We start from the raw sequence: 23,574 nt of genomic DNA on the forward strand, positions 1-23,574 counted from the left end.
TCAACGCCCTTCCACTGAAGCGAGATCGTATGAAGGTGTCTGCACGAGCGTGCCCTTCTCGTCGAAGGCGAACAGCCGCTCAGGACGCAGCCGCAGTTTCACCAGATCACCCAGAGCGACGTCATGGATGCCCTCGATCTGTACGACGAACGGGGTCTCGCCGACGGCCGCGTGGACAAACGTCTCCGACCCGGAGATCTCGACGAAGGTGACCTCGCCCTCGACCCCGGCGGACGCCAGGCTGACGTCCGTTGCGCGCAGGCCGAACTGGTAGGCGCCATCGGGCAGTTCGGCGAGATGCGCGGACGCATGCGTGGCCTGGAAGCCGGCCACCGTGACCTGCCCGCCCTCGATGCGTCCCGCGAAGATGTTCATGGGCGGGTCGTTGATGATGGATGCCACCGTGGTTGTCGCCGGACGCTCGAAGACCTCCTGCGGAGGACCGATCTGGAGGATCTGTCCCTCGTGCATGACCAGCACCACGTCACCGAGCATCATCGCCTCGGCGGGTTCGGTGGTTGTGTAGATCACTACCGTGTCGCCCTGGTCCGAGAAGAGGCTTCTGAACTCGTCGCGCAACTGTTCACGCAACTTGTAGTCCAGATTTGCCAGCGGCTCGTCGAGCAGGAGGATGCCCGTTTCGCGGGCAAGGGCGCGAGCCAGCGCAACGCGCTGCTGCTGGCCACCGGAGAGCTGAGACGGCTTGCGCCGCTCGAAGTCGGCGAGGCCCACACGTGCCAGGCTGTTCCTGGCACGTCGCTGAATCTCGTCTCGCGACAGTCCCGCCCGCCTGAGAGGGAAAGCAACGTTGTCGAACACGTTGAGATGTGGGTAGTTGATGAACTGCTGGTAGACCATGGCGGTGTCACGTCGCCAGACCGGCGTTTCCAGGAAGTCGGCTCCCTCCCTGGTCAGGGAGCCGGAATCGACCCCCTGCAGGCCGGCCAGCACCCGCAGGAGGGTTGTCTTTCCCGCCATCGTCCGGCCGATGACGGTGTGGAGCCGTCCCGGCAGAAAAGTCGCGGTCACCTCCTTGAGATGGTCGACGCCGTCGACGGTCAGGCACAGGTCAGTAGCACTCAGGTTCATCGGACCGCTCCCGAGAGGTTTCCCTTTGACAGATAGCGCTCGACCCAGAGCGCGAGGATGATCAGCGGCGCCACGCCGAAGAGGGCAGCGGCGGAGAGGGTCCACCAGGGCGGGATGGACGAGTTGAGGGCGACGACAGCCTGGGGCAGGGTCTGTACCTCGGTGAAGGTCAGCCTGAAGGCGAAGAAGAAGTCGTTCCAGCCGAACACCGCACAGAACATCGCGGCCACGGTCAGCCCGGGCAGGGAGTTCGGCAGGATCGCACGCACGAAGGTCTGGAACGGGCCGCAGCCGTCGAGCATGGCCATCTCGTCGATCTCACGCGGGATGCCGTTGAAGAAGTCCACCATCACCCAGACCGCGATGGGCAGCAGCAGGGCAACCGTCACGATGACCAGGCCCAGGATGCTGTCCAGGAGGCCCGCCCACTGCAGGAGGTAGAAGAAGGGGATCACCAGGACGACAGGCGGCATGATCCGCTGTGACACGAAGAAGAAGACGATGTCGCTGTTCTTGATAAAGCCGATCTTGAACCGGTAGCGGGACAACGCGTAGGCGGCCAGGGATCCGAGAACGAGGCTGATGGCCGAGGCGGCGATGGTGACGATGGCACTGTTGAGGAAGGGCTGGATCACATCGATGCCACCGGCTCCGCCGAATATGTTGCGCCAGCCGGTGGCAGTGGGCTGGTACTGGATCCAGGGAAGATATGTGGCGCCGCCCTGCACTGCGTTGGCGTCCTTGAAACTGGTCGTCATGGCCCAGAAGAACGGACCCGCGACGAAGCAGGCCCAGAGTGCGATCACGGTGTATTTGAATACGGGATAAAGGCGCGACCTCATGAGTCCCCCTTCAGCTTGAAGGCCCTGGCGAGCAAAGCGGCGACGACCGTGAGCGTGACGATCATCAGGACGAGATAGGTCAGGGACATCGCCCCGCTGTACCCGGTCTGCTGATCCCTGAGCCCCTGGATGTAGAGGTAGTAGCCCGGCGTCTCCGTGGAGGAGCCCGGCCCCCCGGAGGTCAGCACGTAGACGCTGTCGGAGAGCTTGGACGCCTCGATCAGCCGGATGATGATCGCCGCGACCGACACCGGCGCCATGAGCGGGAACGTCACCTTCCGGAAGGTGCGCCAGGCATCCGCCCCGTCGATGGCTGCGGCCATGAACGGTTCCTTGGGGAGGCTCAACAGACCGGCCAGCAACAGCAGGAACATGAACGGGGTCCACTGCCAGACCTCGACGGTCATCAGCGCGACCAGCGCCGGACCGGACTCGGTGAGCCAGGGAACCTTGGTCAGGCCGAGCATCCCGAGCAGATCGTTCAGCGGTCCCAGTGACTCGTGGAAGATCATCTGCCAGATGGCGGCCATCACCACGGGAGTGGTCATCATGGGGACGAGGAACAGCACTCGCCAGAGACGACGGCCGCGTGCCTCTCGCCAGACGAGCAGGGCCATCCCGAATCCGATGGCGTACTGGATCAGGACGGTGCCGCCCGCCAGGAGGACCAGGCGCATGATCGAGGTCCAGAAGCGGCTGTCGTGCAGCATCGTGACGTAGTTGGCCCCACCTATGAAGTCCAACTGAGGGTTGCTCACGTTCCAGCCGGAGAAGCTGACACGAATGGTGAACAGAAGCGGAAAGATGATGATGAGGGCGAGCGTGAGCAGTCCTGGGAGGAGGAACATGCTCTTGTGCCGGCGCAGGCCTTCCATGGTTCTCCTTGCGGAAGCGGGCGGGCGCCCCCGGGTGGCCGGCCGGCTCGGCCTGCCACCCGGGGCGTCCCTGCGGTCGGGTCAGGAGTTGTCCTCGAGTGCGACCACGTTTCGATAGGCGCTGCGGACCTTGTCCTTGCCGATCTGCTTGGTGATCTTGGTCCATTCCCGGGCCGCCTCGTCCAGTGCCTGCTGCGGCGCCTTCTGCCCCGCCAGAGCCGCGGCGACGCCGTTGGCCAGCGCGGACATGTACTGGTTGACACCGGGGACACGCAGGTCGAAGACGCGGTTGGTGCTCTTCTCCATGCCGGAGAGCGTCTGCACGTACGACTTCGCGACGTCCTTGTCCCAGCCCTGCTTCTCCCAGAACGCCGCATCGAAGTGGGCGTTGCGGTAAGGATTGACGCCGAAGCGGCCGACGGTCAGGTCGAGGGCGGTATTCGCCTCGTTGCTGAAGAAGCACAGGTAGTCGAAGGCCATGTTCTGGTTGCGCGCGGCCTTGGCCACCGCCGAGGTCCAGCCCCAGGTGAAGTAGGGAGCCTGGTTTTGCCTCTTGTCCCACGCCTTTGTGGTGCGGTTGTAGACCTCGGTGGAACCGGGCAGCGCCGCCGCTTCGATCTTGTTGCGTATCCTGCTGTCCGGTTGCTGGGCCTGGATGAACGCGTCGTCCCATGAGTAGGACATCAGTGTCTGGCCGCCTCCGAAGGAGAAGATCTCGTCGCCCAGACCGAAGTTGGCGCCACCGGGTGCCCAGGTCGACTTGGCTTTCACCATGTCGTCGAGAGCGCGTACGAAGCCGGGGGTGTTGATCAGAGGCTCCATGGTGTCCAGGTCGAAGAAGAGGCCCCCCTTGACGTCCGGGTGCTTCACATGGGGCGCCGCACGGCTGATGAAGGCGGAGAACGTCAGGTCGTCACGCTTGGTCACCTCGGCACTGCCGAAGTTGGGCTTGCCGTCACCGTCGACGTCCTTGCCGCTGAAGAACGCGGCGACCTCCTGGTATTCGGCCCAGGTTTTGGGCGTGCGGAGGTCCTTGCCCGTGGCCGCCTTGTACGCCGCCTGCCGCTTCGGGTCCTTCAGTACGTCCGTGCGGACCTTGAGGTAATGCCGGTCACCGTCCACGGGGTACTGAACGACCTTCCCGTTCCAGGTCGCCACGTCCATATAGGCCTTCGTGACGTCCTTCATGCCAGGGGTGTCCAGGTACTCCTTCGGCACCGGTGCCAGATACGGGGCCATGTCGCCGATCCACAAGGAGGGGTAGAACATGACGTCGTACGCCGGCTGGCCCGCCTGCAGGGGCGTGAGGATCTTCTGGTGCAGCTCCCCGAACGGGACGTTGACCACCTCCACCTTTGCCCCGGTGATCTCCTCGAACTGCCTGGCATGCAGCTTGGTCGGCTCGCCGATGACGGGGACGGCATGGCTGATGATCTTCAGCGTCTGCCCGGAGTAGTCTTTACGGCTGATCGACTCGTAACTGCACGGCCCCGGTACGTCCTTGACCTCCGTGGCCGGGTAGTCCTTGCCGTACTTTCTGTAGCTGATCTCCTCACCCGGCTTGAACAGCGCCGGCCTGTCGGGCTTGCTCTCCGGCTGGTCCTGACTGGTACATCCTGTGGCGGTGAGGGCCACGACGGCCGCGGCGGCGATCACGCCCTTGTACGAGTTGTTGCGCATGGGTCTGCTCCTTCGACTCACGGGATCAAGATCGCTCGGCCGCGTACGGCACCGGCGGACAAGTCGTCGAGGGCGTCCTGGAAGGACGCCAGGGGGTACCGCTGGGTGCGCAGGCCGACCTTGCCCTGGGCCGCCAGCACCATCAGCTCGGACAGGTCGTTGTAGGACCCCACGAGGTTGCCGATGAAGTTGATCTCGGTGGAGATGACGTCGATCGTCGGAACGTCGAGCCGGCCGCCGTAACCGATGACGTAGTAGTTGCCGTTACGGCGCAGGCAGGCGACGCCCGTCTCGACGGCACCCCCCTCGCCGACGAAGTCCAGAACGGTCTCCGCCCCGTGCCCGCCGGTGAGTTCCAGGACGCGCTCTGTCTCACTGCCGTCAGCGACCAGCGTGTGTTCGGCGCCCAGTTCCTTGGCCAGGGCGAGGGCATCCGGGCTCCGGTCGATCACGATTATCTCGACCGGAGAAAGTGCCCGGAGCACTTGAATACCGATGTGCCCGAGACCTCCGGCGCCGATCACCACTGCCCGGTCACCCGGTCGCAGGCCCCGGGCCGCCTTGGCGGCAGCGTGGTACGCCGTGAGTCCGGCGTCCGCCAGGGCCGCCACCGACGCCGGCTCAAGGGACGGGTCGAGTGTCACGACAGAGCGGGCGGTCGTCTTGAGGTACTCGGCATAGCCCCCGTCGGCGTCGATCCCCGGGAAGGCCGAGCTCATACAGTGCACATCGTCCCCGGCCCTGCAGGCACGGCACAGACCGCAGGTCATGAGCGGGTGCAGGATGACCGGGTCGCCGACCTTGACGTGTGTGACGGCCTGCCCCACCTCCTGTACCCAGCCGGCGTTCTCATGGCCGATGGTGTACGGCAGGGCAACCCCGCTCTTGGCGCTCCACTGTCCTTCGAGAATGTGCAGATCGGTGCGGCAGACCCCCGCACCTCCCACCTTCACGATCACATCCAGCGGACCGGTGATCTGCGGGTCCGGCACATCCACGAGCACTGGCGGCTCGTCGTACTCGATGACCTGCACGGCTTTCATGGCGCTCCCTGCGAATCGGCGGGTGGATGGTGCGCCGATTACACAGCCCGCCGCTCGCAGACCGATGTCTCACAAACAGTCCGCGGATGTCTCAATGTGATACACGCCATAGGTATCGCGTCATCGAGCTGTTCCAATCACTCCACCGAGGGATGACGCGCGTGATACGGAAGTGTTAAATGCCCCGACGTCAACCTGGCAGCTCGCTGGCAGCGGCCAGAGAGCTCTACCTGGAAGTCACCAAGGATCCGAGCGCACGCCCGCTTGTGGTCGCTTCGTGGCTACGCTCGATCGAGTACGAGGTGAAGCCGAGCTGTATCGACGCTCCCTACCTCGAGAACCCCAATCTGGACAGCCCGCTCGCCAGGGCGGCGCTGCCGATCCTGAACAGGCTGCACGAGCAGCTTGCCGACGACCCGGTGTCCACGATGATCACGGACCGGAACGGCGTGGTGCTGTCCCGCCAGCTCTCCCACGAAGGTCTGACGACGCGGCTCAACCGAGTGCAGCTGGCCCCGGGCCACGTGTTCGCAGAGCGCTTTGTGGGCACCAACGGCATCGGGACCGCGTTGGCCAGCGGCCGTCCGGTCATGATCGCCGGAAGCCAGCACTACGTCGAGGCGCTGCGGGATTTCCACTGCGCCGCCGTGCCGATTCTGCATCCCGTCCGGCGCACGCTGCTCGGAGCCTTCAACCTGACCACGGTCCGTCAGGGCTCCGCCGGCATGCTCATGGCTCTGGCCCGCTCTGTCGCGGGCCAGATCGAAGGTGAGATCGCCGCGATCAGCTCGCGACGGGAGCGGGCCCTGTTCCAGGACTACATGGACGCGTGCTCCTCGGTCCGCCCGGGGCCTGTCCTCGCCCTCAATCGTGAAGTCGTCATGATGAACGAGCAGTTGCGGTCGGCTGTGACAGGACCGGATCACTACGCGTTGCTCGACCACGCACGAGAGATCGCCGCCGACGCTCGGTTCGAAGGGCCACGGAGTATTGCCCTCCCCTCCGGACGAGTCGCCGAACTCCGGGTCAGCCGAAGCCGGCGCGAGGACAGCGACGCGGGCGCCATCTTCCGGATCCGGGTCATCGGACGTCCCCAGCCCGTACCGGTCGTTTCCGCCGGGCCCACGCGATCGGGCCTGGGATTGGTGGGCTCCTCCCCGCAATGGCTGCGCGCGGTCGCCGAAACCGAAGCGGCGTTCGTCGCCGGGTCCTGGCTTCATGTCGTGGGCGAAGCGGGTGTCGGCAAGCGGACACTGGTCCATGCCCTCCACCGAGCCCACGGTGACGGGCGACGGCTGGAGTTGGTGGAGGCGCCGACGTCGGAGACACCGCACGCCGGCGAGCAATGGCTGCGCGACGTCCGCGAGCTGCGGGCCCAAGCGTCGACTGTGGTAGTCCTGCGCGATGTCCACCTGCTGGGCGATCACCTGCGCCGACAGCTGACAAGCCTCCTGGCACACCCCTACGGGACCGCCGCCGGGCAACTGGTCATGACCAGCCAACCGTCCATGGTCACGACCGACGACGAGCTCGACCGTCTGTACGACGCCAAGGTGGAGGTGCCGCCCCTCCGTCATCGCTATGGAGACATCGAGCACTTGGTCCGGTTCTTCCTGCTCAAATACCGGCCGAGCGGAGAGAGCGGCTGCTCCCCGGATACGCTTGCGATGCTGCAGCGTTGCCCCTGGCCGGAGAACGTCCGGCAGCTCGAGTCGGTGATCCGCGGCCTCGCACGGCGCCCTTCCGGCGGAGTCATCCAAGTGGAGGATCTCCCGCCGGAATGCCGGGTATCGTCCCACAAGGTGTTGACCGCCATCGAAGCGCTGGAAAGGGATGCCATTCTGCGCGGGCTGATGGACCGCAACTCCAACGTCCAGCGCACCGCGCAGGACCTCGGCATCTCCCGCGCCACCATGTACCGCAAGATGCGCCGTTACGGGATCGTCCCATCGAGCCTCACCTGAGAAGGCCGGCCTACCACCCCAGTAGGTCGTCCTACCAAGTCCCCGGCACGGGAGCCGGCACCGGCTCGGGATGAGGCTGAGGGTCGGCGTCCTCGCCGCCGATGCGGGGCAGCCGACGGTCGAGCCAGCGCGGCAGCCACCAGGTCGCGCGCCCCATCAGCGCCATGGCCGCGGGCACGAGCACCATGCGGACGATCGTCGCGTCGAGCACGATCGCGGTCGCCAGGCCCAGGCCCATCATCTTCACGAGCGGCGACGGGTTGGCGACGAAGCTGAGGAACACCACCGCCATGATCAGTGCGGCAGAGGTGATCACACGGCCCGTGGCCGCCATGCCGCGTGCCACCGACTCGGTGGTGTCGCCCGTCGCGGCGTACTCCTCGCGGACGCGCGAGAGCAGGAACACCTCGTAGTCCATGGACAGGCCGAACAGGACCGCGAAGAAGATCGTCGGCATGGGCGAGGCGATCAGGAAGGTGTCCTGCAGGTTGAACAGGCCCCCGAGCCAGCCCCACTGGAAGACGGCGACCACCACGCCGTATGCCCCGCCTATGGACAGCAGGTTGACCAGAGCGGCCTTCAGCGGCAGTGCGACGGAGCGGAACACCACCATCAGCAGCAGGAACGACGCTGCCAGGATCGCGGCGATGAAGACCGGCAGGGTGTCGGTGAGTTGCTCGGTGAGGTCGTCGGTCATGGCGGTCAGGCCGGATACGGCGACATTGTCGGGGACGAGGTCACGGACGCGCTCAAGGGTCAGGGAGGTCTCGGCGTCGGCGGGCGCGGTGGTAGGGAACATGGACAGCACGACGGTGTCCCCGGCCGCGGAGGTCTGTGGCTCGCCGACCGCGGCGATGCCGGGGTCGGCGGCGATGCGCCGGGACAGAGCGGGCACGTCCTCGGCCTCCGCGCCGGGGCGGGTCAGGTCGGCGACGATCAGCAGAGGGGCGTTGAAGCCCGGCCCGAAGCCCTCGGCCAGCAGGTCGTAGGCGCGGCGGTGGGTGGTGCTCGTGGAGTCGTCGCCTGCGTCGGGGAAGCCGGTCTCCATGCGCAGCGCGGGGGCGGCCAGTGCGAGCAGGACCGCGGACGCCGCGAGCAGGTAGCGCCACGGCCGGCCGGACACACGGTGGGCGAAGCGCCACCATGCCGTGTCCTCGGCCTTCTTCACAGGGCGCTTGCGGCTCCGGCGGCTCCTTTTGTGGACACGGTCGCCCAGGAGCGACAACAGGGCGGGCAGCAACGTCAGGGCGGTCGCCACGGCGAAGAGGACGACCAGGGCGGTACTCAGGCCGATCGACGTCAGGAAGCCCAGGCCGGTCAGCCCGAGAGCGGCCATCGCCACGATGACGGTGCCGCCGGCGAACAGGACGGCCGCGCCCGAGGACCCCATGGCGTTCGACAGAGCGGCGGTGTTGTCCTGACCGGCGGCGCGGTTCTCGCGGTGACGGGCCACGATGAACAGGGCGTAGTCGATGCCGACGCCCAGGCCGATCATCGCGCCGATCGTGGGGGCGCCGGTCGAGACGTGCAGCGCGTTGGCCAGCAGCATGACGCTGCCCAGGCCCGCGGCGACGGCCACCAGGGCGAGCACGATCGGCACCAGCGCGGCCAGGATCGTGCCGAACGCCACCACCAGGATGACCAGTCCGGTCAGCAGGCCCGCCGCCTCCGCACCCGATGTCTCCGTCTCGGCGTTGATGAAGACGGCGTCACCGCCCAGCTCGACGACGACGCCGTCCCCTCGTGCGGGCTCGATCGCGTCGGTCAGGGCCTCGATCTCCTTGGGGTCCACTTCCATCGCGGGCACGTCGAACGTGATCCGGGCGAAGCCGATACGTCCGTCCGGCGAGAGCGTGCCCGCGGTGAAGGGGCCTGCTGCGGAGGCGACGTGCTCCACGTCGGCGATCCGGGCGACCGCCGCGTCGACGGCAGGCCGGTGGCGCTCCAGCCGCTCCCCTTCCGGCGCGGCGAAGACCGCCATGGCACTGCCCCCGGACGCTTCCGGGAAGCGCTCTTCGAGCAGCTCCATCGCCTCCTCGCTCTGGCTGCCCGGAGCGACCAGGTCGTCGACGAACGAGCCGCCGGCGGTCGCGGCCAGGGGCAGTACGAGGAGGAGGGCAACCGCCCAGGTGGCGATGGTGACCCATGGTCGGCGGGCGCTCGCGCTGCCGATACGACGGGTGAATTGGTTCATGGCTGTGTGGGCTCCCGTGAGATGGCCGCCGTCCGCCGCCGGCCGGTGGCGCGCTGGAGGCGTGAGTTGTGAGCGGTTCCATCGTGGGTTTCCGGCGCCGGTGCTGTCCCCCGCCACCGGACGGGCCGGGGGCTCCCGCGCGTGACGGGGAGAACGCGGCGGTACCTCCGCCCGGCGGGGGAGTCCGGCATCCGCCCGCAGGCGGGTGACTGCGCCCGCGACCTGGACCTACGATGGCGTGCCCGGTGCACCCTGATGACCAGCGTCAGGGCGCCGGAAAGCCCTTTGACGGAGCGATGATGAACCGCACGGCGCTGCCCCCGGAGACGCTTGTCCGCGGCGTCCCGGGCAGGTTCCGCGGACCCTTCGCCCGGTGGCCGCGGACTGCGGACGCCGTCCTCGCTGCCGCCATGCCCCTGGCCGCGGTGTTCGTGGAGGAAGCCCCCGGCGATGCGCTCCGCTTCCGTCCGATCACCGACGTGCCCGTCCCGGTCCTGCTGCTGTACGCCGTGGCCGGCGCGGCGCTGTACTGGCGTCGCCGCGAACCTGTCGCGGTCGTGGCAGTGGCGCTCGTCGCCTGGGCGCCGACGCTGGGGAGCAGCTACTCCACCTCGAGCGGGATCGTGATCGTGGCGCTGTACAGCGTCGGGCGATACGCCGCGGACACCCGGCGGAGCCGACTCTGCGCCGCCGCGGCCATCGCTGCCGCCATCGCCGCGGTCACGATCGACGGCCTGCTGAACTCCGTCCCCTGGGGGGAGATCGCCTTCGGCGCCCTGGTCATGTTCGGGGTCTGGTACATCGGCCGGCGTCTGCGGCTGCGTGCGCAGCGCGCCGCCCGACTCCGCGAGGAGCAGGCCGCAGAGACGCGCCGGATCGTCGCCGAGGAGCGCACCCACATCGCCCGCGAACTGCACGACGTGGTCGCCCACCGGGTGAGCATGATGACCGTTCAGGCGGGTGCGGCCCGGATGGTGGCCGCCGACGATCCCCAGGGGGCCCTGGAAGCGATGGCGGCGGTGGAACAAGCCGGGCGCCAGGCGCTGGACGAACTGCGTCACCTGCTGGGAGTACTGCGGCCGGACGCCGACCGCGACGGGCTGGGCCCCCAGCCCCGGCTGGCCGACCTTCACCAGCTCGTCGAGCAGGTCCGCGAGGCGGGTCTGGACGTCTCGGTCACCGGCGGTGTCCAGGCTGCTCTCCCGGCCCGCGTTGAGCTGTCGGCGTACCGCATCGTCCAGGAGGCACTGACCAACGTGCTCAAGCACAGCGGACCGCGGACCCACACCGAGGTGCGCCTGAGCTACGAGAGCGGCGGCCTCACCATCGAGGTGCTCGACGACGGTCGCGGAGCCGCCGTCCAGTCAGTGTCGGCCGGCTTCCACGGCGGTGTGCCCGGCCATGGGATCGTCGGCATGCGGGAGAGAGCACTCCTCCTCGGCGGCAGCCTCGATGCGGGGCCGCGTCCCGGCGGCGGATTCCGGCTGGCCGCCTATCTGCCCACTGGAGGAGAGCCCGCGTGAGTATCCGTGTCGTCGTCGTGGACGACCAGGCGCTGGTCCGCCGGGGCTTCGTCATGATTCTGCGGGTCCATGACGACATCGAGGTCATGGCCGAGGCCGGGACCGGACTTGAGGCCGTCGACGCGGCACGCAAGCATCGTCCGGACGTGATCCTCATGGACATCCGCATGCCCGGCATGGACGGCATCGAGGCCACCTCCCGGATCCTGCGGGAGGCGGACTGGGACGTGCGGGTCCTGATCCTGACCACGTTCGATCCGGACGAGTACGTCTACAAGGCGCTGCGTGCGGGTGCCAGCGCCTTCGTACTCAAGGACATTCCCCCCGAGCAGCTCGCCACCGCCGTGCGCACTGTGGCAGAGGGCGGGGCGCTGCTGGCACCGTCGATCACCCGGCGCCTCATCGACCAGTTCGCGGAGCGACGTGTCGTCAGCGCCACCGTGGCGGGCCGCCTGCAGCGACTCACCGAGCGCGAACTCGAGATCGTGGTCGCCGCCGCGCGGGGCGCGAGCAACTCGGAGATCGCCGCCCAGCTCTTCATCGGGCCCGCCACGGTCAAATCGCACGTGTCGAGCATCCTCACCAAACTTGGTCTGCGTGACCGCATCCAGATCGTGATCTTCGCCTATGAGAGCGGACTCGTCGAAGCGGGAGATCACGACATCGGTCACTGAGCAACCAGGCGTGGGCCGACCGCCTCAGCGGGGCGACGAGCCGCTCGCCCTTCTCGGCGCTGCCGGTGTAGGCGATCCGTACATGCGCGACGTAGCGGCCGCGCAGCGGCTCGGGCACGACCGGCGCGTCCGGGACTGGGAGCCAGGCGGGGACGGCCTGCCCTCGGGCGAGCTGGGTAATGTCGGCGAGCCGCAAGGCGGCCAAGCTCCTGTTGCCGTCAGGGCCCTGGCCGCGCCGAGAGCTCCGGCCAGCGGTGCACCCAGTTGGCTGCAGCAGCGCCGCGGCCACGGCGAAGAGAGCCATGAGCGGAGGGGCCTACTCGCGCTATCAGGCCCTGCCCACGCCAGTGGTTCGTCATGGTGGACGGGCCGGAGCGCGGGCGCCGAGGGCGGCGTCTCACAGCCGGAACTCCCGGTGACACCAGGTGAACAGCTCCCGTGCCTCATCGAGCCACTGGTCGGCAATCATGTGGAAGGCCGACCGGGACAGCGCACAGGCCAGCGGCAGCGTACGGATGCCGCTCAGGTACGCGGGGCGGTCGCCGCCGAGGTTGCAGACTGCGAGCATGGGGGCCAGCCGCTCGACGTTCCAGGCGTTGGCGGCGGCGGCCGCCAGGGCGATCTGATCCTCCGCCAGGTATCGGTCGTCCGTGACCAGCACCAGCAGCAGTTCATCCCGGGTCGTCGTGAACGCCAGCGTGATCTTCCGGCGTGCCTCCGGGAGGTCGAACCCGACCGCCACCGAGCCCGCGTCGGCTTCGAATGGAGCGTCGTGCCGCGACACCCACGTGCTCACCAGCCGGTGCCACTGGTCGGACAGCGCGAGCCCGTGGGGCGACGGAATGTCAGGTCCGGGCACTTCGTACCGCCTCCAGCACCATACGGTCGGTCAGACCGGCGTCCAGCAAAGCCCTGACCCCTGCCGGGAACGTACGCACCGGACGGGGCTCCGGCGCTGCGTCGGGAAGGGCCGGCGGCGCGGCCACACGGGCGGGAACCGCACCCCGGGCGAGCCAGGCCGCCCCCGTGGCCACCGCGAGTTCCGGCTCGGACACGTCCATCACAGGCCGCCCGGAGCGGGCGGCCAGCAGTTCACCGACCATGGGAAGCCGGGAGCTGCCGCCCACCGGGACGATGAGGTCGAGATCGGCCCAGCCGAGGCCATGGGCACGCAGCACTCGCTCGCACTCCGCGACGGTATCCGACAGCAGCGGGTGGACTGCGTCCCTCAGTTCGGCCTGCGTGAGCGTGACCTCGACCGGCGGATCGAGCATGGTGAGCAGATCGGTGTGCTCCGACGAGACGGACAGTTGCTGCTTGAACGCGGTGCACGCCTCCGCGAGCTGGGTCCTGCGGCGCAGCACCCCCGCGCCATCGCCGTCCGCGTCGCGGCCGGAGGACCGCAGGGAGTCCAGGGCGGCGACGGGACAGCGGTCCCGTATCAGGCCGAGCACCGCCTGGTCGATGGCCAGCCCGCCGACATGGGGCAGACCGCCGGGGGAGCCGAGGACGCTGAAACCGTCCCTGGCTCCCCGGGCGATCGCCAGGTCGAACGTGCCGCCACCCAGGTCGTACACGAGGATGGTCCGCTCGCGGTCCATCCCATGGTCGTGCAGGGCGTAGACGGCGGCCGCCACCGGCTCGGTGTGCACCTCGACTGTCTCCGGCCGGAGGCCCGCGGCCTCGGCCGCCTCCAGCATGAGCCCCCGGCGGGCCCGCTCCCAGGTGGCCGGAACGGTGATCCCCACCCGGTCCGGCTCGGCCCCGACGGCCCGGCGGGCCTGCTCCACGAGGAAGCCGAGAACCCGCGCGGTGAGCTCCTCGCTGCTGAACCGGCGCTCGCCGAGCCGGTGCGGGAACGGCTCGCCGAACTCCCGCTTGAATTCGGCCCGGAACCGCTCGGGGCGTTGCAGACGCGAGTTCTGGGCCGCCTGCCCCACCACCATCGATCCGTCGGGGAGCAGACACACGGCACTGCGTACCAAGGTCGCACCGTGAGCGCTGACGGGGTCGCGCACCGGCAGCGGGGGGTGCCCCTGACGTAGTACCACCAGAGCGGAGGCCCAGGTGCCGAAGTCGATGCCGTAGACCACGCCGCAGGTCGCGCCTCCATCGGTGGTGGTGCCGGTCATGGCGTGTCGAACTGGTCGGGGTCGAAGGACGCGCCGATCGCCGGGGGCAAGGTGGTGTCGATTCCCGGCGGCTCCGACGGCGCGTCCACCCCGGAGACGTCGGCTGGGCCCTGACCGGGGACAGCGGGGACGTCCGGGCCGAGCGCGTGCAGAGCGGCGTTCAGGGCGAGGTCCGCCGCGACCTCGCCGACCACCGCGGCCGCCGTGGCCCCGGCCATGGCGGCGACCATGGAGGGCGCGGCGTGCGGCGGTGCCCCGGCCGGCGCCGACTGCGGTGCCCGGCCCGCCGGTCCTGGCCGCGGCTCGGAGGGCGTCGCCGACCTCATGGCCAGGCGGTCCATGCGGGAGCGCAGCAGGTCGAGCTCCCCCTGCAGCCGGCGGTAGCGCTCCTGGCGGGCCAGCAGCTCGCCGCGCCTGTGGGTGTGGGTCTCCCTGGTCTGCCGGCTCGCCTCCTGGAGTCTGCGACCGGACTCGGCCAACGACTCCTGCTGGGCCGCAAGTTGCGCGTTCAGCTCCTTGACCATGGACTGGGCGATGTCCCCATACGCCTGTTGGAAGGATTCGGAGGCGTGCCGCCGGTTTGCGGCGATCTCCTGGCAGACCAGCTGGAGCAGCCGCGCGTCGCGCTCGCGCTGGGCCCGCTCGCGCAGATCCTGCCGGTGGTTGCGGACGCCGTGGACCATTCCCATGATGCCCAGCCCGGTTGCCACGACCATGCCGCTGAACGGTTCGATCATGGCGACGCCGGCTCCCGCGCCGACGCCGGCCATCCCGGTGGACCAACTGGCCCGGAGCTGGTCGAAGATACGGGCGGGCCGGACGTTGAGCGGCACGGTGGGGACCGCGATGCTGGGGGTGAAGGGCGGTTGGGGTGCCTCGAGCGACGTGAGGCGGAGACTGGTGTGCCGGGCGAACTCCTCCATGATCTGCATGGCCACGGTGGCCAGCCGGTCATGTGCCTCGGTGAGCGCCCGGAGCATGCCGGAGGCGACCTCGCCGGTCAGCTCGTCCGAGCCCGGGTCGGCCCCGGCCGACACCTTCTCCTGGTAGCGGCGCAGCGCCGTGTCGAAGGTGTCCTGCAGCGCGGCGCGGGCCTGTCGGGTGTCCACCTCGAAGCGCCGGGTCAGCTCGGTGCGCCAGCTCGCGCTTGCGGAACTCAGCTCCGCGAGCCGGGCGGTGGTCTCCTCGACCTGGCCGCGGATCCGCCGCAGGGACGCGTCGGACTCCAGCGCGGCCAGTTCGTTGACCAGCGGTGACCCCGCCGTCGCCAAGGCGTCGGCCAGTCCGTCCAGCGCCCGCCGCAGCTGAACCGCGCAACTCGTGGTGGCGAGCCCTCCCCACAGCGCGCGTTCCAGTTCCGGGAAACCCGAGTCGGCGAGCAACTGGTCGTCGGTGCGGTCCCTGAGCCACTTGAGCTTGCGGAACGAGGAAACGGGCACTGTCACCAGGCTGTCGGCCGGCCTCCCCGTGCGCCCGGCGACCTTCTCGCGGGTGCCCGCGACCACCGGACCGGCATCCCGCACCTTGTCGGTCTTGGTGACGGCGGTGACCACCACCTCGCACTTCTCCAGAGCCTCGCTCAGGAAGTCCAGCTCGTAGGTGGCGGGCGGCTCGATCGCATCGCAGACGAAGACCAGCCCGTCGGCACGCTCCAGGAAGGCGCGGGTGGCCGCCGTGTGTTCACCGTTGACACTGCCGATACCAGGGGTGTCGACGACCACCAGCCCCCCTTCCAGCTGGGCCACCGGGGCCTGGATCTCGACCAGCCGGACGTTCTTGTGATTACCGGGGTTGCCCTGCTCCGTGACGTACGCGGGAAGCTCCGCGAGCGTCAGCTCCAGCTGCCGGGTGGCGCCCCCGGCAGCGGGGTCCCCGAGGTGCACCACCGCACGCTCCTCGGCACCCCACGCCAGCGTGGAGACCACACAGGTGGCCACGTCGACGTCGACCGGAAACAGGCCGGGCCGTTCCACCAGGGCGTTGAGCAGCGAGGACTTGCCGCGCTTGTACTCACCGACCACCACCACATGGCAGGTGCCGGCCTCCAGGCGCTCCCTGGACCGCGCGAGCAGTTCCCGCTGCCGGGGGCCGAGCTCGTCCAGCAGCTCGTCGAGGACTCTCGGATAAGTGGCCAGCACGTCGGTACGCAGACGGCTGATGGCGTTGTCCCGCATGGTGGTTCACCCTTCGTCGGGCAGATGGTCGCCGGGCAGGTACTGCCGGAGGAACTTCGGTGCGAGTCGCCGGTAGGAGCGGACGAGGCAGGGCTCCAGCAGCCGGCCCAGCAGCTCGCGGAACTCCGCGGTCGCCGCCCCGTCGGGCTGCCGCCCCAGCGAGAACGCGGCGAAGAGTTCGTCGTACAGGCCGAACAACCGGGTCCGCAGCGCGCGGTATCCGGCGTTCGACAGCCCCTCGACGGCGGGGTGGGGGAAGCGGCCGATCGGGTGCGCCCACTCCTGCCAGGAGCGGTGCGGCTCCTTGAAGCGCAGATCGGTGTACTCGACGAGGCGCCCGGTCGACCACTCGAGTGTGGCCGTGGCGAACGGCGGGAAGAGGTCGGCGCCGCCGGCCGGATCGGGACGCAGGACGAAGAGCGGCAGCCGGGCGAAGACCTGCGGCTCGCCATCCTGGATCACCGCGATCGGAACGGGCCAGCCGATGCCGCACTCCATGGGCGCGAGCTCGCGAAAGGTCCGTGAGCGGCGCAGTGTTCCGACGAGGTCCTCGCAGCGCGGCAGTCCACGATCGGCGCGGCTCGTGCCGGGCTCGGTACGGGTCATCGTGAGACCGCCCCGGGGGTACCGGCTGCCACCAGCAGGTTGCCGGAGTCCTGCCACGCGCCCATGAACTCCTCCAGCGTGACCGCCAGACCCTGGCCGTCCGGATGCCCCGAGTCGTTGAGTATCACCATCGGGTTGGCCGGGTCGCTGTGGTCGAAGCCGGTGACCCACACGGCATGGTCGGCGTTCTGGCCCGGAATGCCCGGCACACCGCCCACGGGGTCGTCTGACGGGTCGTACCCGGGGGTCCAGATCTCACTGGAGTCGACCCCCACGATGGCCGCCCCGCCGCTCGCGACCACCTGCTCCAGCTGCTGAAGGGACGCCCCCTCCACATGCTCGACCGGGAGACCGTGGTGCTCCAGCAGATTCCCCACATCGGCGGGCGCGGTACCGGAACCATGGAACCAGCCCATGCTCGCCGCCTCGTGGGTGAGCTGCTCCTCGCTGAACTCCTGGCCGGTGAGATAGGTGAGGACCATGCCCTGCGCACCGATGGCACAGGCGTTCTCACCGGTGTGTTGGCGCCATACCTCCATGGCCTCACCGGGAGTCCCGGAGACGGCCGCGGGATCGCTCTGCGCCGGATCGAAGTTCGGCAGGTCGGGGACCCCGCCGAGGGCCGGACCGGGGTACGGCGCCTCCGCCCCGCTGCCGTCGAAGGGGACCGTCACAGCCGACTGGTCCACCGGGTCGCCCAGGAGTATCTGGTCGGTCAGATTGATCGGGGACGACGGATCCATGTAGTCGGTGAGGTCCACCTCGCCCATGGGGTCGAATCCGGCACCGGCGCCCGGGTCGTCAGGTTCCCAGCTCATTGCCCCGTCCCTTCGTCGTCGTTCCCGTACAGCAGCGCCCGGGCCCGGCCGATCTGGTCCGCCACCCGCTCGTAGGAGCGCAGCACAGCCCGCGCCACGGCAAGCGTGGGCCGGTCGACCAGCGGGTCGGAGCAGAGCACGGCCCACTGCGCGGCGTGGCGGCGGGCCACCGCCAGCAGGGTGTCGACCGGCGTGCCGGCGGGCAGGCCCAGCCGGGCCGCACAGCTCGTGCCGTGTTCACCGGTGACCGCCAGCAGTTGGGACTCCTGCTCCGCCGTCAGGTCGAGCCCGCCGTCGTAGTACGCGCCCAGCGCGGCCAGTTCCGCCGGCCCCGGGTCGGTGACCTGGAGCCGCTCCAGCAGGGCGGCCACCCGGTCCGCCGCGGCGGGCACAGGCTGCCCGGTGAGCTGCGCCGTGGCCCGCAGCCGGGACACCTCGTCGGCGATCTCGCGCCGGCCGTGGTCCAGCTTGATCAGCCCGGCCCGGTTGCCGAAGTGCCGCAGGACGAGCTCCCGCAGTGCGAGTACGCCGCTGCGCTCCAGCAGAGTCCGGCGTACCGCTTCCTCACCCAGGCCCTCCCGCAGACAGCCGCAGGCCAGGAAGACACCCCACGCCCCCATCCGGTCGACCAGATCGGCGCGGACCCGGGCCGGGACCGGCAGCTGCGGATACTCGCGGCCACAGAAGAGACTGACGTCCTCCATGAGGTCCGCGAGCCGCCGGGACGGCACCTTCGCCAGCTCCGACAGCGGTCCGAACGCCTCCGAAGGCATGCGCTGGGCGGCGATGCCGAGCAGGCCCGCGACGGGCACGACCGTGCGGAACACCCGCCGCACGGCGGGCCGTTGCGCGTACGAATCGGCGATGCGGCGGGCCGTCGCCATCGGGTCGTAGTCCAAGGGGTCGGCGGGCATCCCGTCGGGGCCGGTCTCGCCCACGGGAGGCCAGTACTGGTCGCTGCGCGAGAGCACTCCGAACGCCTTCAGCGGGCTCACGATCGCCCCGTACGCTCCGGCGAAGCTGTCGACCGCCTGCTGGTCGGCCCGGCCCAGACCGCGGCTGAAGACAAAGACGACGGCGTCGGCCCGGTCCATCTCGGCCGCGCTCAGGGCGTGCACCGACCGGGCGTCCCCGCCCAGCTCCTCGAGCACCCGGGAGGCGTCCTCCCGCTCCACCGGATCGTCGATGCCGAGGAAGGACAGGGTGTTGTCGGCATCGGTCCCGTGCACACTGCCCAGCCCCGGAGTGTCCACGATCCGGAATCGGCGCAGTAGCGCGCTGGGCCGGCCCACCTCGACCTTGCGAATGGCACGCAGTTGCCGCAGCCCCCCGGCGTCACGCACGGTCACCCGGGACAGGGCATCGGGCGGCCACTCCTCGGCCGGGCGGCCGTCCTTGAAGTGGACCAGCAGCCGTGGCCGCTCCGCGTGGTGGAACTCCGAGACATTGAAGGTGAGCTCCAGCTGACCGGTTTCACAGACCTCCTCGCCGAGCAGGGCGTTGACCAGTGTCGACTTGCCGCGCTTGATCTGGCCCGCCACCGCCACCCGCATGGGCTGCGCCATGCGCGCCCGTGCGGCACCCAGGATGACGGGCAGGTTGCCGGCTTCCGGGCCTGCGGGGCCGAGCTCCTCGGCAAGTCGGGTGAACACCCGGCCGTGGGGGCCCGCGGCGCTCGCCGGAACGAGGGTGTCCGTCACGCCGTCACCAGTCCGAGAGGAACAGGTCGTGCATGATGAGCCACAGCACCACGAACAACGCCACCTTCAGGCAGCCCTTCACCCAATCCGGCACTGAGATGTCGGGCTTAACCGGTGGCGGTGGCGCCTGCGGTGGCGCCTGCGGTGGCGCCTGCGGTGGCGCCTGCGGTGGCGGCGGCGGTGGCGGTGGCGGTGGCGTGACGAAGGGCGCCTGCCGCGCCGGCTCCGGCGCGTTGAAGGCGTCGTGCCCTGTCGACTCGGCCCGGTCGCACCACGGGCAGCTCGTCAGATGGGCCCCGTGAGCGTGCCTCGGCCGACGCGGGCAGACCGTGATCGCGCCCTCCTCGCGCGACTCCTCCAGCGCCGCCAGCCACTGCCGGGACGTCGGGCGCTGGGCCGTGTCCCCCAGCCCGGGTCCGAACGCCTGCCGGGCCAGTGTCAGAATGGCCGGCGGCAGCACCGTTGGATCGAGCCTTCCGCGCGGTTTGATCACCGATTCCGGCCGTACGACGAACGAGCGGCTGGCCTTGATGTTGTCGGAGATCTGTACGTCGTCCTCGCTGTCCCGGGGCACGCCGCCGAACGGGTGGTACCCGGCGGTCAGCAACTGGTAGACGAGTACGGCCAGCGCGAAGTCGTCGCTCGACGTGCTTCCGGGCGCGCCCAGCAGCCGTTCCGGGGCGGCGTAGTCGGGCGTGTGCAGGGTGGCCGGGAACGGCTCAACACGGTCGGTGAAGCCGATCGAGTCGCAGTCGAGGAACGTAGCGAACCCGCGCTGGTCGACGACGACGTTCTTCGCCGAGAAGTCGCCGATGACCAGGCCCTCGTGGTGCAGCCTGGCCGTCATGAACGCCAGGTTCCAGCAGATACCGAGCAGGAACCGCCAGTCGGCCTCTGCCGGGAATCTGAGCAGTCGCTGTTCCCGGCTGAACAGCGCCATGAGCTGGATGTGTTCGGGCCCCGCGAAGCGCCCCATGCCGTAGCCGAGGAAGCCGCCGTCCGTACCGTGCACGAGCCCCACCGGCCAGGCCAGCTCAGGGGGTTGCCCACCGTCCACCGGGCGCCCGGCCAGCGGGTTGAGCGCCAGCATCCGCCGCAGCCGGTGCTCGCGCGCTGCGTCGGGTTGGTGGTAGACCTTCACCACCAGGTCATCGGCGCCCTCCACCGGATGGACCGCCGCCTCCAGCCCCGAGCCCAGCGGCGGGTCCAGGAGGACCACCGGCCGTCCGTCCAGAACTACCTTCCGTCCCGCCACGGCAGCTCCCCTCCCTCCGGGCCATCCGTCGTACGGACCGCCCGCACCAGCGTCTTGTCGTCGGCGTTGAGTGCGGTGAGCCGGTCCGACAGCAGCAGCGCCTCCAGCTCCCGGGCGTCGGCCCGCGGGTCCGGGCCCGGACGGTCCAGCGAGCGCAGCACCGAGGCGGCGAACGAGCGGTTGGCCAGCGATACCGGTCCTCGTGCACGGGACAGCGCGGCCTGCGCCAAGCCGTCGGTGGAGAGCATGACGCCGTCGATGCCGTCGTCCCGTACGCAGGCGATCCGCACCCTCAGCGCGGCGTCCGCCGAGCTGAGGAACGTGGTCTCGTTGCCGTACTCGCCCGCCGACTCGGGTTGCGGCAGCAGATGGAACTGCGGTTCGCCGTTCTCCTCACCGGCCCGCAGCACCACGAATCCGTCCCCCAGCGTGGTGTAGCCCAGCCAGCCGGGACCCAGCACCACCACGGTTAGGGTGGTGGCGAAGTCCGCCGGGCCGCCCGCGCCGTCGCCGGACAGTGCCCATGTGCCGTCGAGGAACGCGTCCAGCACCTCCAGGAAAGCGTCCCGCAGTTGTGCGCGGAGGTCCTCGGCGTCCCGCGGCGCGCCCTCCCGCTCGCCCAGCCGCGCCCCGAACACCGACGTGGCCAGCTGCACCGCCAGCCGCGCACCCTCCTGCGAACGTGGTCTGCTGCCCGCGCCGTCCGCCACCGTCAGGACCGTGATCCGGGCATGGGGCGGGCCGGTGTGCGACTCCCCCCAGGCGTCCTGGCAGGGCATCCCCTGCTGGGCGTGCCGATATCCCTGCACGCTCATGCCGTGCACCCGCCACACCCGGCCCTGGACGCGTCCGGTTTCCGTTGCCCTCGTCACCTCGATCGCCCCTCACCCCTCGCCGCTCGCCGCCGCCGCTCAGGAGTCCCAGGCAGAACGCTGAGTCTTGAACCGGTTGAACAACTGCTCGAAGGTCTCTTCCTCCGCGCCCTGCTGTTCGGCGCTCGCGCTCGCCGACATGGTCTGCAGCAGGTCACGGAACGGGAAACCCTTGAGCGTGGCGTGGTACTTGGGCGCCAGTTCCCGCAACACCTGCTGGCCGCGTTCGCTGATACCGCCGATACCGAAGGCATAGAAGCGGAAGCGTTTGGCGTCCTGTTCGGCAGCGAGCGTCGGCACGAGCCGGCGCCACGCGTCTGTGGCCATCCCCTGGCTGTCGGTCGGTAGACCGTCGGTCACCAGGCAGATCTGAGGGCGGTAGTACTGGAGCCCGGAGCGGCGCAGCTGTGTCTTCCGCGCAGCCACCAGGCGCATCCCGGTCTCCACGGCCTCGGTCAGCAGCGTGACGCCGGAGGCCGACAGCTGAGGCGGCCGGAACTGGTGGGCGGCCACGAAGGGACTGGCCGTGGCCCGCGGGTCGAGGAGATGCGGGCCCTGCCAGACTCCGATTCCCGTGCCGCCGAAGGTCACCAGGGCGATCTCGACGCTGGAGCTGAGCCCCACGTCCTCCTGGATCTCGCGCCCCCAGAGGGTCAGCGCCTCATTGAGCAGCCGGATCGGCTCGCCCGCCATGGAGCTGGAGATGTCCAGGCACAGCAGGAGCGGCAGCCGCTGCGCGTTGTTGCCGAACTCGATGTCCGCGTACGCGGTGGGCAGCTCCTGCGGCGGCGTGGGCGGCGGGCCCGGAATCGTTGGGTTCATGGGACGGGATCCTCTTGTCGTGTCCGTGATGTCGTGCGGTTGTCGCTCTGCGCGGTACGCGCGGCTCCGCGCGCAGGCAGGTGGGTGCTGATCTTTGGTGCCGGTGTCCCGGCGTCCGTCTCCGGCGCGGGAGTCAGGGGCGGGAGTCCCCGCGCGCGTAGGCCAGAAGGATTCTGGCCCGGCGGTCGGTGACGTCGACGGTCGCGTCGGGGGCCGGCGGGTCCAGATACGGCTCGGCCCAGCTCGCGCGGTACAGCCAGCCGTCCAGTTCGACATATCCCTGGGGGTGCAGGCTTGTGCGTACGGTCGCCCGGCGGACGGGGCCGTCCGGCACGGCGCGTGGGCCGCCCGGGCCGGGCTCTGCCTGGTCCGCGGGCCACGACCGGCTCGGCGGGCGCCGCGGCAGCGCGGGCACGGGTCCGGCGGTGCCGGCGGGCCAAGAGACGGGTGCCGGCCAAGCGGTGGGCGCGGGCCCGGCGACGGATGGGAGCCGATACCTGGTCCTGAGCACCGCCAGGACGAACAGTGCGGCACCGGCGGCGAGAAGCGTCAGCAGCAGCATTCCGGCCGGACCGATGCCTTCCCCTCCTCCGGAGGGGAGTGTGATCCGGTGCGGCTTGACGTCCATGGGGTGTTTGGCCTTTTCGAGTGCCGCCCGCTCGTCCGGCGCCATGCGCGGATCGGATTTGGGGAGCCCGACGTCCTTTACCTGGACCTGTTGTTCATTGGGCCGGTTGAGGAGTTGGCACAGGCTGCCTCCGTCGTGGGCACAGAGCCCCAGACGTTGGGCGAACTGCAGGACGTCCTCGGGCAGTGTGCTGATCCGCGCGCCTTCGGGGACGACTGCCCGTCCGTCCGCGAGCAGCAGGAGCACGGCGCCGCCCGGCCCGCTGTCGCGGCCCGTCTGAACGACCACCAGACTCACGTTGTGCTTCGTCTTGGCGCCGACGACGCGCTCCATGCCCGTCCGCACATCGCCGTTGCCCAGGGCGAGCGGCTGCTCGACCTTCACCACAAGAGTGCCGTGTCCCTTGGCCGCATCGATCTCTCTCGCGGTCTGGTCCAGCCAGTCCGGAACCGGGGTGCCGTCGCCCGCCGAAGCCCCCACCAAGGGGACCGTCAGGAACAGCACCGCCACCAGCGTCGCCAGGGCGCGTTTGACCGCCCATGTCATGTGTCCCCCCGAATGTTCCCCCGATGTCGTCCAGGGCCGGTTTCCGCCCCTGTGTGCCGACCCGGAACAGAGTGGCAGGGCACAGTCGGCCACGGGTGTGGTTGTCGGACAACTCGAAGCCACGCGCAGGGGCGTGA

General features: G+C 69.7%; 19 protein-coding genes. 3 read left to right on the top strand and 16 right to left on the bottom strand.

Features of this window, described 5'->3' with window-relative positions:
- The 5 genes from ACFYWY_RS09390 to ACFYWY_RS09410 form a co-directional block, all read right to left on the bottom strand.
- A complete protein-coding gene (locus ACFYWY_RS09390) occupies positions 1-1,089 on the bottom strand; it encodes an ABC transporter ATP-binding protein (protein WP_389182181.1) in 1,089 nt (362 codons plus the stop codon).
- Entirely contained in the window at positions 1,086-1,931 is an 846-nt protein-coding gene (locus tag ACFYWY_RS09395) for a carbohydrate ABC transporter permease (RefSeq protein WP_389182184.1), read from the bottom strand. Before ACFYWY_RS09395 ends, ACFYWY_RS09390 begins: the two co-directional genes overlap by 4 nt.
- Positions 1,928-2,806, bottom strand: coding sequence for a carbohydrate ABC transporter permease (locus ACFYWY_RS09400; RefSeq protein WP_389182187.1), 879 nt, complete (start codon positions 2,804-2,806; stop codon positions 1,928-1,930). The genes ACFYWY_RS09395 and ACFYWY_RS09400 overlap by 4 nt, the downstream gene beginning before the upstream one ends.
- An 81-nt stretch (positions 2,807-2,887) precedes the next feature.
- On the bottom strand, positions 2,888-4,486 hold the full coding sequence (locus tag ACFYWY_RS09405; protein ID WP_389182190.1) for an extracellular solute-binding protein: 1,599 nt from the start codon (positions 4,484-4,486) through the stop codon (positions 2,888-2,890).
- A 17-nt stretch (positions 4,487-4,503) separates the two neighbouring features.
- Positions 4,504-5,529 carry an NAD(P)-dependent alcohol dehydrogenase gene (locus ACFYWY_RS09410; protein WP_389182193.1) on the bottom strand — a complete coding sequence of 342 codons (1,026 nt, stop codon included), beginning with the start codon at positions 5,527-5,529 and terminating at the stop codon, positions 4,504-4,506.
- Positions 5,530-5,708: 179 nt separating this feature from the next.
- Between ACFYWY_RS09410 and ACFYWY_RS09415 the strand changes: the two genes are divergently transcribed.
- Positions 5,709-7,493 (top strand): sigma-54-dependent Fis family transcriptional regulator, encoded by a 1,785-nt coding sequence (locus ACFYWY_RS09415; RefSeq protein ID WP_389182196.1) that lies wholly within the window; start codon positions 5,709-5,711, stop codon positions 7,491-7,493.
- Positions 7,494-7,524: 31 nt separating this feature from the next.
- On the opposite strand, the gene ACFYWY_RS09420 is transcribed toward ACFYWY_RS09415, so the two are convergent.
- A complete protein-coding gene (locus ACFYWY_RS09420) occupies positions 7,525-9,687 on the bottom strand; it encodes an MMPL family transporter (RefSeq protein ID WP_389182199.1) in 2,163 nt (720 codons plus the stop codon).
- A gap of 296 nt (positions 9,688-9,983) precedes the next feature.
- Between ACFYWY_RS09420 and ACFYWY_RS09425 the strand changes: the two genes are divergently transcribed.
- Positions 9,984-11,210, top strand: a complete 1,227-nt coding sequence (locus tag ACFYWY_RS09425; protein WP_389182202.1) for a sensor histidine kinase — start codon at positions 9,984-9,986, stop codon at positions 11,208-11,210.
- Positions 11,207-11,884, top strand: coding sequence for a response regulator (locus ACFYWY_RS09430; RefSeq protein WP_389182205.1), 678 nt, complete (start codon positions 11,207-11,209; stop codon positions 11,882-11,884). Before ACFYWY_RS09425 ends, ACFYWY_RS09430 begins: the two co-directional genes overlap by 4 nt.
- 397 nt (positions 11,885-12,281) lie before the next feature.
- Here ACFYWY_RS09430 and ACFYWY_RS09435 read toward each other — a convergent pair whose 3' ends face one another.
- From ACFYWY_RS09435 to ACFYWY_RS09480, 10 genes are all read right to left on the bottom strand, one after another.
- Positions 12,282-12,743: a hypothetical protein gene (locus ACFYWY_RS09435; RefSeq protein ID WP_389182207.1), complete on the bottom strand. Its 462-nt coding sequence runs from the start codon at positions 12,741-12,743 to the stop codon at positions 12,282-12,284.
- Positions 12,730-14,016, bottom strand: coding sequence for an Hsp70 family protein (locus ACFYWY_RS09440; protein ID WP_389182210.1), 1,287 nt, complete (start codon positions 14,014-14,016; stop codon positions 12,730-12,732). Before ACFYWY_RS09440 ends, ACFYWY_RS09435 begins: the two co-directional genes overlap by 14 nt.
- Positions 14,013-16,190: a dynamin family protein gene (locus ACFYWY_RS09445; protein ID WP_389182213.1), complete on the bottom strand. Its 2,178-nt coding sequence runs from the start codon at positions 16,188-16,190 to the stop codon at positions 14,013-14,015. Before ACFYWY_RS09445 ends, ACFYWY_RS09440 begins: the two co-directional genes overlap by 4 nt.
- 6 nt (positions 16,191-16,196) lie before the next feature.
- Entirely contained in the window at positions 16,197-16,796 is a 600-nt protein-coding gene (locus tag ACFYWY_RS09450; RefSeq protein ID WP_389182216.1) for a hypothetical protein, read from the bottom strand.
- Entirely contained in the window at positions 16,793-17,614 is an 822-nt protein-coding gene (locus tag ACFYWY_RS09455) for a C39 family peptidase (RefSeq protein WP_389182218.1), read from the bottom strand. Before ACFYWY_RS09455 ends, ACFYWY_RS09450 begins: the two co-directional genes overlap by 4 nt.
- Positions 17,611-19,314 (bottom strand): dynamin family protein, encoded by a 1,704-nt coding sequence (locus ACFYWY_RS09460; protein ID WP_389182221.1) that lies wholly within the window; start codon positions 19,312-19,314, stop codon positions 17,611-17,613. The genes ACFYWY_RS09455 and ACFYWY_RS09460 overlap by 4 nt, the downstream gene beginning before the upstream one ends.
- 4 nt (positions 19,315-19,318) lie before the next feature.
- On the bottom strand, positions 19,319-20,569 hold the full coding sequence (locus ACFYWY_RS09465) for a hypothetical protein (protein WP_389182224.1): 1,251 nt from the start codon (positions 20,567-20,569) through the stop codon (positions 19,319-19,321).
- Positions 20,551-21,441 carry a PP2C family serine/threonine-protein phosphatase gene (locus tag ACFYWY_RS09470; protein ID WP_389182227.1) on the bottom strand — a complete coding sequence of 297 codons (891 nt, stop codon included), beginning with the start codon at positions 21,439-21,441 and terminating at the stop codon, positions 20,551-20,553. The genes ACFYWY_RS09465 and ACFYWY_RS09470 overlap by 19 nt, the downstream gene beginning before the upstream one ends.
- Before the next feature lie 39 nt (positions 21,442-21,480).
- Positions 21,481-22,263, bottom strand: coding sequence for a hypothetical protein (locus ACFYWY_RS09475; protein WP_389182229.1), 783 nt, complete (start codon positions 22,261-22,263; stop codon positions 21,481-21,483).
- Between the two features lie 133 nt (positions 22,264-22,396).
- Positions 22,397-23,437, bottom strand: coding sequence for a hypothetical protein (locus ACFYWY_RS09480; protein ID WP_389182232.1), 1,041 nt, complete (start codon positions 23,435-23,437; stop codon positions 22,397-22,399).
- Positions 23,438-23,574 lie beyond the last annotated feature (137 nt).

Origin of the sequence: Streptomyces sp. NPDC002870 (genome assembly GCF_042888505.1) — a bacterium.
Taxonomy (GTDB): Bacteria; Actinomycetota; Actinomycetes; order Streptomycetales; family Streptomycetaceae; genus Streptomyces.

What these genes read in the sequence shown, in the direction of transcription:
- ACFYWY_RS09415 (WP_389182196.1), top strand. Translation starts at nt 5,709, where the DNA reads ATGCCCCGACGTCAACCTGGCAGCTCGCTGGCAGCGGCCAGAGAGCTC.
- ACFYWY_RS09450 (WP_389182216.1), bottom strand. Translation starts at nt 16,796, where the DNA reads ATGACCCGTACCGAGCCCGGCACGAGCCGCGCCGATCGTGGACTGCCG.
- ACFYWY_RS09440 (WP_389182210.1), bottom strand. Translation starts at nt 14,016, where the DNA reads ATGACCGGCACCACCACCGATGGAGGCGCGACCTGCGGCGTGGTCTAC.
- ACFYWY_RS09420 (WP_389182199.1), bottom strand. Translation starts at nt 9,687, where the DNA reads ATGAACCAATTCACCCGTCGTATCGGCAGCGCGAGCGCCCGCCGACCA.
- ACFYWY_RS09445 (WP_389182213.1), bottom strand. Translation starts at nt 16,190, where the DNA reads ATGCGGGACAACGCCATCAGCCGTCTGCGTACCGACGTGCTGGCCACT.
- ACFYWY_RS09405 (WP_389182190.1), bottom strand. Translation starts at nt 4,486, where the DNA reads ATGCGCAACAACTCGTACAAGGGCGTGATCGCCGCCGCGGCCGTCGTG.
- ACFYWY_RS09455 (WP_389182218.1), bottom strand. Translation starts at nt 17,614, where the DNA reads ATGAGCTGGGAACCTGACGACCCGGGCGCCGGTGCCGGATTCGACCCC.
- ACFYWY_RS09475 (WP_389182229.1), bottom strand. Translation starts at nt 22,263, where the DNA reads ATGAACCCAACGATTCCGGGCCCGCCGCCCACGCCGCCGCAGGAGCTG.
- ACFYWY_RS09410 (WP_389182193.1), bottom strand. Translation starts at nt 5,529, where the DNA reads ATGAAAGCCGTGCAGGTCATCGAGTACGACGAGCCGCCAGTGCTCGTG.
- ACFYWY_RS09400 (WP_389182187.1), bottom strand. Translation starts at nt 2,806, where the DNA reads ATGGAAGGCCTGCGCCGGCACAAGAGCATGTTCCTCCTCCCAGGACTG.
- ACFYWY_RS09425 (WP_389182202.1), top strand. Translation starts at nt 9,984, where the DNA reads ATGATGAACCGCACGGCGCTGCCCCCGGAGACGCTTGTCCGCGGCGTC.
- ACFYWY_RS09395 (WP_389182184.1), bottom strand. Translation starts at nt 1,931, where the DNA reads ATGAGGTCGCGCCTTTATCCCGTATTCAAATACACCGTGATCGCACTC.
- ACFYWY_RS09390 (WP_389182181.1), bottom strand. Translation starts at nt 1,089, where the DNA reads ATGAACCTGAGTGCTACTGACCTGTGCCTGACCGTCGACGGCGTCGAC.
- ACFYWY_RS09480 (WP_389182232.1), bottom strand. Translation starts at nt 23,437, where the DNA reads ATGACATGGGCGGTCAAACGCGCCCTGGCGACGCTGGTGGCGGTGCTG.